Source organism: Arcicella rigui, assembly GCF_034929435.1.
Taxonomy (GTDB): Bacteria; Bacteroidota; Bacteroidia; order Cytophagales; family Spirosomataceae; genus Arcicella; species Arcicella rigui.
Window position 1 is genome coordinate 106,905 of sequence record NZ_JAYFUM010000026.1, and the last position, 10,921, is coordinate 117,825.

General features: G+C 39.0%; 10 protein-coding genes. 9 read left to right on the forward strand and 1 reads right to left on the reverse strand.

Translation table 11 applies throughout. The annotated features are described in order from the left end of the window. Positions 1–97: 97 nt before the first annotated feature. Positions 98–1,009 carry a LysR family transcriptional regulator gene (locus tag VB248_RS19570; protein WP_323298518.1) on the reverse strand — a complete coding sequence of 304 codons (912 nt, stop codon included), beginning with the start codon at positions 1,007–1,009 and terminating at the stop codon, positions 98–100. 94 nt (positions 1,010–1,103) lie between these two features. On the opposite strand from VB248_RS19570, the gene VB248_RS19575 reads away from it, so the two are divergent. The 9 genes from VB248_RS19575 (at position 1,104) to VB248_RS19615 (ending at position 10,669) form a co-directional block, all read left to right on the forward strand. Continuing rightward, on the forward strand, positions 1,104–1,655 hold the full coding sequence (locus VB248_RS19575; protein ID WP_323298519.1) for a DUF3237 domain-containing protein: 552 nt from the start codon (positions 1,104–1,106) through the stop codon (positions 1,653–1,655). 119 nt (positions 1,656–1,774) lie between these two features. Continuing rightward, entirely contained in the window at positions 1,775–2,551 is a 777-nt protein-coding gene (locus VB248_RS19580; protein ID WP_323298520.1) for a crotonase/enoyl-CoA hydratase family protein, read from the forward strand. A gap of 154 nt (positions 2,552–2,705) precedes the next feature. Next, positions 2,706–4,493: a feruloyl-CoA synthase gene (locus VB248_RS19585; protein ID WP_323298521.1), complete on the forward strand. Its 1,788-nt coding sequence runs from the start codon at positions 2,706–2,708 to the stop codon at positions 4,491–4,493. 136 nt (positions 4,494–4,629) lie between these two features. Then, positions 4,630–5,397 (forward strand): 3-hydroxyacyl-CoA dehydrogenase, encoded by a 768-nt coding sequence (locus VB248_RS19590; protein ID WP_323298522.1) that lies wholly within the window; start codon positions 4,630–4,632, stop codon positions 5,395–5,397. 263 nt (positions 5,398–5,660) lie between these two features. Continuing rightward, a complete protein-coding gene (locus VB248_RS19595) occupies positions 5,661–6,776 on the forward strand; it encodes an alpha/beta hydrolase family protein (protein ID WP_323298523.1) in 1,116 nt (371 codons plus the stop codon). 207 nt (positions 6,777–6,983) lie between these two features. Beyond that, entirely contained in the window at positions 6,984–8,090 is a 1,107-nt protein-coding gene (locus tag VB248_RS19600) for a 5-methyltetrahydropteroyltriglutamate--homocysteine S-methyltransferase (protein ID WP_323298524.1), read from the forward strand. Further along, the gene (locus VB248_RS19605; RefSeq protein WP_323298525.1) at positions 8,087–8,953 is read left to right on the forward strand and encodes an amidohydrolase family protein; all 867 of its coding nucleotides are present in this window, start codon (positions 8,087–8,089) and stop codon (positions 8,951–8,953) included. Before VB248_RS19600 ends, VB248_RS19605 begins: the two co-directional genes overlap by 4 nt. 131 nt (positions 8,954–9,084) lie before the next feature. Next, on the forward strand, positions 9,085–9,267 hold the full coding sequence (locus VB248_RS19610; protein ID WP_323298526.1) for a hypothetical protein: 183 nt from the start codon (positions 9,085–9,087) through the stop codon (positions 9,265–9,267). 142 nt (positions 9,268–9,409) lie between these two features. Next, positions 9,410–10,669 (forward strand): MFS transporter, encoded by a 1,260-nt coding sequence (locus VB248_RS19615; RefSeq protein ID WP_323298527.1) that lies wholly within the window; start codon positions 9,410–9,412, stop codon positions 10,667–10,669. The last annotated feature ends 252 nt before the right edge of the window (positions 10,670–10,921 follow it).

A 10,921-nucleotide genomic window follows, 5' to 3' on the forward strand; every position in this document is an offset into this window, starting at 1 on the left:
ATTGTACTTTACCACTATAAATTATTCTTTTTTTATTATGAAAATTTATTTTAGACAAAAACAATTCATAATTAATAATTCAAAACTCATATTTAATCTACCCCAAATCTTTCACCAAAGCAGATAAAGCCTGAACTGTTGGCGTAGCTTTACTTGCTTTATAACACATCGCTTGGGCAATAGCTACTTCTAAAAATGGCGAGCCGTCAGCATTGACCAAGGCTTTACAAACTACGCCTTGTACTCTGGAAGCATCATAAAATGAAGGCACAAAAGCGATACCTACGCCCAAACTTACCAAACCGCCCAATAACTCAATCGACGATACTTCTTGTACAATAAACGACTCTCGACTAAAACCTGCTTTTCGGCACATTTGCTCAATGTCTTCAAAAACCGTGTGTAAAGATTTATTGATTTCAATCCATTTTTCATTTTTTAATTGTGCCAAACGAAGGTTTTCCGCTTGTGCCAATGGGTGATTTTCTGAAAGCATTACTTTTAAATAACCCGTTTTAAAAGGCGTTTCTATTAAATTGTTGTGCTTCAAAGGCAAAAGTGTAATACCCAAATCTATACTTTCATTATTCAAAGCATCTTGCACCGCCAAAAAGGTGGGAAGTTCTACCAATTTTACTTCTATTTCTGGGAAATTGCTGGCAAATACTTTCATAATTTCTACCACACGAGTACGAATCATCATTCTGTAAATACCCAACGTAATTTCTTTTTGCTGTTTGCCTACTCTTCGTGCGGTTTCTATTGCCTTGTTGCTAATTTCCAAAATATGTTTTGCTTCGTTCAGAAAAGCGTTGCCTGCTTCTGTCAGAGCTACTCTTCTAAACTGCGTTCGCTGTACTTTTATGAATAATTCTACGCCAATTTCGTCTTCTAATAATTGTATTTGTTGGCTCAAAGCGGGTTGCGAAACGTGCAATTTTTCGGCTGCTCGTCCAAAATGTAACTCTTCTGCTACTGCTACAAAGTACTTTAATTGTCGTAATTCCATTTCCAATAAGTTTTTCTTATGACAATATTAAAAATAAATATTGGACTAAACGAAGTATATTTTAGATTTTTGATTGATAATTCCCTAAAAAACTATGAATACCTATTTTAACAAGATGTACAAAGTCGTCTTTTCGCTACTTCTAATAACTTTTTTGAATCTTAATACTTTTGCTCAGGGCAATCAGCCCGAAGCACTGGGTTTGGCTTTTGTTTGCGAACTAAAAGTATTGCTGAAACCAGCCATTGTAGTTGGTGAAACACCTCATGGTTTACGCAGAATTATCCCGATTGCTGGTGGAACATTTGAAGGACCGATGATAAAAGGTAAAATTTTAGACGGCGGCGCCGACTGGCAAATTGTAAGAAAAGATGGCGTTGCCGAATTAGAAGCACATTACCAAATCCAGACGGAGGATGGCGTAACGATTTATATCAAAAACACAGGCTTACGAGTAGCCACCCCTGAAATTGCTGCAAAAATTGCCAAAGGCGAAAGTGTTTCTCCAAACGATTATTATTTCAGAGCAGTACCAAAATTCGATGCTCCTGCTGGAAAATACGAATGGATGAACAACGCCATTTTTATCTGTAAAGGCATCCGAAACCCTGACAGCGTAAGCATACAGGTTTGGAAAGTACTCTAATTGTGATTGAGTGAATTGTGAATGAGTGAATGATTTTAAAAAAAATAAAAATCACTAACTCACTCAATCACTAATTCACAATTAAAAAATCACTAATTCACAACTCACTAAATATAAACATGAATATCCCTGAATCGCTGATTGTTGAGCAGCAAGATGAAATACTTTTAGTAAAAATCAATCGCCCGAAAAAGCGAAATGCCATTAATGACGAACTCATTTTGGGTTTAGAAACTGTTTTTTCTACCATTCCCAAAGGCGTGAAATGTGCAGTACTTTATGGCGAAGGACAACATTTTAGTGCTGGATTAGACCTTTCGGAATTGCGTGAAAGAGACATCGTAGAAGGTTTACAGCATTCAAGAATGTGGCATCGTGCTTTAGAAAAAATCCAATTTGGCACTGTGCCAGTGGTAGCGGTAATTCATGGTGCTTGCGTAGGTGGAGGACTGGAAATCGCTTCGGCTTGTCATATCAGAGTGGCGGAACAAAGTACTTTTTACGCTTTACCCGAAGGACAGCGAGGAATTTTTGTCGGAGGTGGTGCGTCTGTGAGATTACCCAAACTGATTGGTGTGGCCCGCATGGCTGATATGATGTTTACGGGAAGAGTAATTTCTGCCGAAGAAGGAATTTTAATGGGTTTTTCACAATATTTAGTTTCTGAAAACAAAGGTTTAGAGAAGGGAATTGAATTGGCGAAAAAGATTTCATTGAATGCCGAAATGACCAATTATGCTTTGATGCACGTGTTGCCAAGAATTGTAGATTCTGGTGCGTCGGAGGGTTTAATGATGGAATCTTTGATTTCGACGATTGCCGCTTCATCGCCAGAAGCCAAAAAACGTTTGGGCGATTTTCTGGAAGGAAGAGCGAAAAAGGTAGGGGAAGATTAGAAATGATTTGGGATGTATGATGTAGGATGTATGAAATATGAAGTAAATATATAAATGTCATATCATACATCCCACATCATACCTCCTACTTCATTCATCCCACATAATACATCATACCTCCTACTTCATATATAAAAATCCATATCTAATTACAATGTTTAAAAACATCCATTTTGGGCCAACAGCGACAAAAAAGACGATTCGGGAAGATGGTTCTATTCTGCTGAATTTGGAACAAGCATTAGAGGAATTTCCAGAAAAAATTACTCAAAAATTAGTGCATTGGGCTGAAAACAAACCTGATGAAGTTTTTATCGCAAGAAGAAACGCACAAAATGAGTGGGTAAAACTAACATATTCGGCTACGCTGAACCAAGTAAAATCTATTGCTCAATACTTGTTGAACCTTAATTTTTCAGCAGATGAAACCATTGTGATTTTATCTGAAAACAGTATTGAACACGCTTTATTGGCTTTGGCTGCCATGCACATTGGCATTCCTTACACGCCAATTTCTCCTGCATACTCTTTGGTTTCAAACGATTTAGGCAAATTACAACATTGCTTAGAACTGATGAATCCCCGACTGGTTTTTGCACAAAATGGAAAAACTTTTGAAAAAGCTTTAGCCTTATCAAAAAACTTATTTCCCAATACTCAGCTCGTTTCGGTAGAGGCGAGTATTGAAATTGATTTTTCGGAATTAATCAACACACCTGCAAGTGATGAAGTAGATTTGGCTTTTGAGCATGTACATAAAGATTCAGTTGCCAAAATATTGTTTACTTCTGGTTCAACAGGTTTGCCCAAAGGCGTAATCAACACGCAACAAATGCTTTGTGCGAATTTGCAGCAAATCACACAAGCATTTCCTTTTTTTCAAGAAGAAGCCCCTGTTTTTATTGACTGGCTACCGTGGAATCATACTTTTGGGAGTAATCACAACTTTGGTTTAATTCTTTATAACGGCGGTACGCTTTATATCGACGACGGTAAACCAACGCCAAAAGGTATAGAAATTACGGTACAAAATCTACGAGAAATTTCGCCAACGGCTTACTTCAACGTTCCAAAAGGTTTTGAAATGTTGATTCCTTATTTTGAAAAAGAGACAGATTTAAGAAGTACCTTCTTTCAAAAATTAAATATTTGTTTTTATGCAGGAGCAAGTTTGGCTCAACCTGTTTGGAACAAAATGGAAGAATTATCTATTGAAACGCTTGGTGAAAAAATACCCATTATTACGGGTTTGGGTTGTACAGAATCGGGGCCTTCTGCCCTATTTGCCAATTGGGGCGGTAGTTATTCGGGCTTGCTGGGCGTTCCCGTTGCAGGTTTGGCAGTGAAATTGGTCGCAGACGGCGATAAAATGGAAATTCGCTACAAAGCACCCAACGTGACAAAAGGCTATTGGAGAAATCTGGAAGCGACTCAAAAAGCATTTGACGAAGAAGGATTTTATAAAACGGGCGACGCTGTAAAATTTGTAGATGAAAATTGCCCTGAAAAAGGTTTGATTTTCGATGGTAGAATTGCCGAAGATTTTAAACTTTCAACGGGTACTTGGGTAAATGTGGGCGTTTTGAAAGCAAAAATTGTTTCAACTGGCTCGCCTGTGGTGCAAGATGTGGTGATTGCAGGTTTGGACAAAGAGTATATCGGTATCATTTTATTTCTGAATGCAGACGCTTGTAGAAGTTTGATTGGCGAAGAGTTAAGCAACGAAGAAGCTTTTCAACATGAAAAAATAAAAGAATTTGTTGATGAATTATTAATCAAACTCAACAAAACAGCCACAGGAAGTTCTACTCGAATCGAAAAAGCTGTGGTAGCCATTGAAGCACCGTCGATAGAAGTAGGCGAAATTACCGACAAAGGTTCACTAAACCAAAGAGCGGTTTTGAAGTATCGGGCTGAAATTGTGGAGCGTTTGTTTGAATAAAGACCTCACCCCCGACCCCTCTCCTGCTGAGAGGGGAGCTTTGAGAACTAAAAAAGCCCCCTCTTTGCAGGAGAGGGGGTTGGGGGTGAGGTTTTATTATGATAAAATTTGTTCAATAAAATAGTTTTCTAAAAACATGAACATACAAAATAAAACTTTCATCGTTACGGGCGGAGCTTCTGGCTTGGGCTTGGCTACGGCAAAAATGGTGATTGACAATGGCGGAAATGCTGTTTTGCTCGACATCAATGCCAAAGCTGGTGAAGAGGCTGAAAATACTTTAGGAAAAAATGCTCGTTTCGTTCAAGCAGATGTGGCTGACGAAGCGAGTGTACAAAATGTTATCGACACCGCTATCAGTACTTTTGGTGCTTTGCATGGTGCTATTTCTTGTGCGGGCATTGGGCCGGGCGAAAGAGTCATTGGTAAAAATGGGCCACATTCTTTAGCCAATTTTACCAGAACGATTACGATAAATCTTATTGGTACTTTCAATGTCATTCGATTGGTTTCGGCTGTTTTACAAAATAATCCGACCGAAGAAAGTGGCGAAAGAGGTATCATTATTTCAACGGCTTCGGTAGCGGCTTTTGATGGACAAATTGGTCAGGCTGGCTATTCTGCTTCAAAAGGTGGCATTGTTGCCATGACTTTACCGATTGCCCGTGAGTTAGCTCGCTTTGGTATCAGAGTAATGACAATCGCTCCGGGTACTTTTGAAACGCCATTGTTGGCAGGTTTGCCCGAAGACATTCGTATTTCTTTGGGACAACAAGTACCTTTCCCTTCCAGATTAGGAAGACCCGAAGAATTTGCATCTTTGGCAAAACATATTATTGAAAATCAAATGCTAAACGGTGAAGTCATCAGACTGGATGGTGCTATTCGGATGGCGGCGAAATAGGTTTTTAGCTGTGAGCAATGAGCCGTGAGCTTTGAGATAAAATAAATACTTATCGCTAATAAAAAGTTCATTGCTCAATGCTAATTGCTCACAACTAATAATCTTAAAGCTAATCGTTCACAACTCTTAACTAAAAATCTCAAGGCTAAAAGTTCATTGCTCAATGCTAATTGCTCACAAATAATAACCTTAAAGCTAATCGTTCACAACTCTTAACTAAAAATCTCAAGGCTCAAAGCTCATTGCTCACAGCTTAAAATAACATGAAAAAAATACTCTTCCTTCTCTTCATTGCTCATTTGGCAATGGCACAAAATATCGCCAAAATAGATTCTGGTGTAGTGAATCAGGCGAAGTATCGAATCCTTTTTCCTCAGAATTGGAAAGGGAAATTGGTTATGTATGCTCATGGCTACGAATTTATGGGGTCAAGACCTCTGCAGAGTCAGAACCCAGAGTTTTTAACTCGCATGCAACCATTTTTAGAAAGAGGTTTTGCCGTAGCTGCTTCCGACTATCAGTATCAAGGCTTTGCCTTACCGCAAGGGGTTGATGATACAGAAGCTCTTCGTCAATACTTTATTTCAAAATATGGTCAGCCAGATTCCACTTTTATGGTCGGTCATTCGATGGGCGGAGGCATTACTTTAGCTACCATTGAAAATCTTGGTAAAAATTACAATGGAGCATTACCACTTTGTCCGCTGTCGAGTCGTCCGTACTTGCAGTGTAGAAAAGAATATGACATGTACGCTACTTTCAATGGCTTGTTTCCGAATGTAGTGAGTTCTCTTTCAGAAATTTTCGACCTTTCAAAACCCTATCAAGCTCAATCTCCCAGCAGAATGATGGCAAAAGTAAGGGCCATAAAAAAAGCAATTTTGGCAAAAGACTCGGCTTTGGCGGTGGCTTTTGCCAAACGCTTTGACTTGAAATTAGACGATTTACCTTTTTCCTTATTTTTCAATGAAAATGTTTTGAGAGATGTTGCCCAAAAAGCACAAGGGAATCCTTTCGACAATACCAATACTTTATACAGTGGTTTTCCAGATAATTTATTGGTCAATCAGAAAGCAGAACGCTTGCCAGCAACGGCAAATCCTGATGTGATTTTTTCTAAATACGACCGCTCAGGAAATATTAATGTTCCAACGGTTTTGATGCACACCGTTTACGACCAACTGATTCCTGCCACTTATGGCGTTGTGAATTTTGAAAACATGGTTCATCAACAACATAAAGACCAGTACTTTACCGTAAAATACACCAATGGACAAGGACATTGTAATTTTACTCCTCAACAAACTGGAAAAGCTTTCGACGAATTGCGTACTTGGGTAAAAACAGGGAATAAAGCGAAAGCGGGGTTTGTGGAGTAGCGATTAGCTGTGAGCTATGAGCTTTGAGCTATCAGATTTCGGCTAATTAATTTTTCGTAAATAACTGATAATAAGAAAATTGAAATACTAATTTCCAATCTCTTTTTACTAATCACGACTTAAAGTAAATTAACATTTTTTCAAAAAATCAATGCTGACGGCTCATGGCTGAAAGCTAAAAACAATCTTTCAAACACAATTTCAACTATGCAACCACCCTTCAGAGCCGACCATGTTGGTAGTTTATTGAGAACGCCAGCTGTAAAAGAAAACCGTTTAAAATGGAAAAATGGCTTGATTTCAGCCGAGGAACTTCGTGAAATCGAAAATGTAGCCATTGCCGAAACAGTGAAAAAATTAGAATCAACAGGGATGAAATCTATCACCGATGGCGAGTTTCGTCGTGATTATTTTCACCTTGATTTCTTGAAAGAATTAGCAGGCGTTACAGTAACGGGCGGTATCGAAGCCAACCCAAACGCCAAAGCTGCCGAAGATGGTTTTACGCCACCCAAACTAAGTGTTACAGGCAAACTAAAACACGTAAAGGATATTCAAGTAGCAGATTTTAATTTCTTAAATTCTGTTGTTAGTCAAACGCCAAAAGTATCAATTCCTTCGCCAACGATGGTGCATTTTAGAGGTGGAAGAAAATCAATTGATATTAATTCATACCCTGATATGGATGAATTTTTTCATGATTTATCAGCCGCTTATCGGGAAGAAATCGACCATTTATACAAAGCTGGACTTCGTTATTTACAGTTAGACGATACCAATTTGGCTTACCTCTGCGACCCAAAAATGAGAGCCGCAGCCATTGAACGTGGCGAAGACCCGAACGAATTGCCAAGAACTTATGCAGCCTTGATTAATTCGGTAATTGACAATCGTCCAGCAGATTTAACGGTTGGCATTCACCTATGCCGTGGCAATTACCGCAGTACTTGGTTTGCAGAAGGAGGCTACGAACCTGTTGCCGAAATTTTATTCAACACCATCAACGTAGATTCATACTTCTTAGAATACGACGATGAGCGTTCGGGCGATTTTGCTCCACTTCGTTTTGTTCCTAAAAACAAAATGGTAGTTTTAGGTATTATTTCTTCTAAATTGAAGCAATTAGAAAACATTGATGATTTAGCAAAACGCATCGACGAAGCTGCTAAATATATGCCTTTAGAACAAATGTGTGTGAGTCCACAATGCGGATTTTCATCAACACATCACGGAAACGATTTAACGCACGACGACCAATGGCGTAAAATGGAATTGGTCGTAAATACAGCCATTAAAGTTTGGGGAGAATCATGATTAATGTAGAAAAAGTCATCGCCATAGATGTACACACACACGCAGAAGTATCTTGCTGTCAGCCACACGACGATTATCGTTCGGAGTTTGACGAAGCTTTTGCGAAGTACTTCAAATCAAATAAACGTCCGACAATTCAAGAAACTGCCGATTATTATCGAGAGCGAAACATGGCTTTTGTCATGTTTACGATAGATTCTGAGTTTGAGGTGGGTAAAAAACGTATTCCAAACATCGAAGTAGCCGAAGGAGCATTAAAAAACGACGATGTGATGATTGCCTTTGCCAGTATCGACCCGCACAAAGGGCGAATGGGTGCAAGAGAAGCCCGTGATTTAATAGAAAATTATGGCGTAAAAGGCTTTAAATTTCATCCGACAGTCCAAGGTTTTTATCCGCAAGATAAAATGGCGTATCACTTGTACGAGGTTATTGCGGAGTATCAATTGCCTATGCTTTTTCACTCAGGTCATTCCGGTTTTGGTAGTGGCGTGCGTGGTGGTGGTGGGCTTCGTTTAGAGTACTCAAATCCAATCCATTTAGATGATGTGGCGATTGATTTTCCAGACTGTCCTATCATTATTGCACATCCAAGTTGGCCTTGGCAAGACGAAGCTCTTTCGGTAGCCATGCACAAACCTAATGTGTATATTGATTTAAGTGGCTGGTCGCCGAAGTATTTTCCAAAGCAACTGATTCAATATGCCAATACGATGCTGAAAGATAGAATGCTTTTTGGAACAGATTTTCCATTGATTACGCCCGAAAGATGGATGAAAGATTTCGACGAAGCTGGTTTTAAAGAAGAAGTAAAGCCTTTGATTTTGAAAGAGAATGCGATTAAAATGTTGGGCTTACGCTGAGACACAAGAGGCAAGAGACAAGAAGCAAGAATTTTTGAGTTTGAGATTTTAGGACTGGAAAACTTTAGGACTTTAAGAGGAAAGATACAAGAGGCAAGAAGCAAGAATTTTTGAGTTTATGATTTTGGGACTTGAAGACTTTAGGACTTGAAGAGGAAAGATACAAGAGGCAAGAAACAAGAATTTTTGATTTTGAGACTTTGGGACTTGAAGAGGAAAGATACAAGAGGCAAGAAACAAGAATTTTTGATTTTGAGACTTTGGGACTTGAAGACTTTGAGAGTAAAGATACAAGAAGCAAGAAACAAGACTAAATAAGCCTGAAAGCTCAAGGCTCACATCTGAAATCCAAAAGCCGACATCCGAAAGCTCACAGCTCACAGCTCAAAGCTCACAACTTATCACCCTAACTAACTATGAAAAATGACGCTTGAAAACATAATTAATCGAAACTCCATGACGGGGCTTCAATATGCCACTATACTCATCTGTTTTGTGATGAATATGCTCGATGGCATGGATGTAATGGTGATTTCATACACCGCTCCCGCCATTGCCAAAGCTTGGGGAACAAGTCCAGAAGCTTTGGGCATTGTATTTAGTTCTGGTTTAGTCGGCATGACTTTCGGGGCAATTCTTTTAGCTCCTTATGCAGATAAAATCGGGAGAAAATCCATGATTTTACTAAGTGCCGTGCTGATGGGAAGTACCATTTTTCTTACTTCTTTTGCCACTTCCATTTCCTACTTATTGCTTTGCAGATTCATTAGCGGTTTAGGCATCGGAAGTATGTTGGCAAGTACAGCCTCGCTTACAGCCGAATACACGCCTAACAAAACCAAAGATTTTTGGGTAAGTTTAGTCATTTCGGGTTATCCTGTTGGAGCGGTTTTGTCAGGTTTAGTAGCGGCTAAAATCATCCCTTTGCATGGTTGGCAAAGCATGTTTCAAGTAGCAGGCTATGCTACTTTGGTAGCTATTCCACTGATTTACTTCTTTTTATCTGAATCATTATCTTTTTATTTAAAAGCACAGCCAGCCTTCGCTTTAGATAAAATCAATCAGATTTTAAAGAAAATGAGTATTGAATCTCTGACAGAATTACCCAACAAACCCAGCGAACAACACAGTAAATCTTTGCGTTCGTTGATGACGCCTACTTATAAAATTCCAACCATTCAATTATGGGTAGCCTTGTTTTTGGCTTTTGCAACTTTGTATTTCTTGACAAGTTGGATTCCCAAATTAGCCACTAACGCAGGACTTTCGATTGAATTAGCGATTTACTCAGGAACGGTTTTCAACGTTGGAGCATTCATCGGCATCGTTACACAAGGATATTTTTCAAGTAAATTCGGTTTGAAAAAAACCATTGGTACATTCCTGATACTTACCGCAGTATTGATGGCAGTTTTTCAATTCTTTATTGGTTCAGATGTCATTTTATTCATTTTGGGCTTATTGGGTTTTGGGATTCAAGGCGGTTTTGTGGGCTTGTATGCGGTTGCGGCAAGAATGTATCCCACAGAATTCAGAACTACGGGCGTAGGTTGGTCAATCGGGATTGGTCGTTTGGGCGGAATTATTGGCCCAGCTTTAGGCGGAATCCTAATCGGCATGGGGCTTTCGATGAGTGCCAACTTTTTGATTTACGCCATTCCAACCGTTTTTGCAGGTATTATGACTTTGTATCTTTCTTCTAAAGAGATTAGCTAAATGATGGCTGATAGCTATGAGCTTTGAGCTATCAGCCTTGAGCTTTTTTTAAAATTAATGAGGTTATTCCAAAAGTTTTCATATTCAAAATTATTCTATAAAAAACCTCACCCCCAACCCCTCTCCTGCTGAGAGCAGGGTTGTTAAGTTCTGGCATTAAAACATAGTTCTTTGAAATTTTGACCAAATATTATTTGGGCGTACTTAATAGAGTCATTGACATTTTGTCTGAGATAATTAAGGGAAACTGCA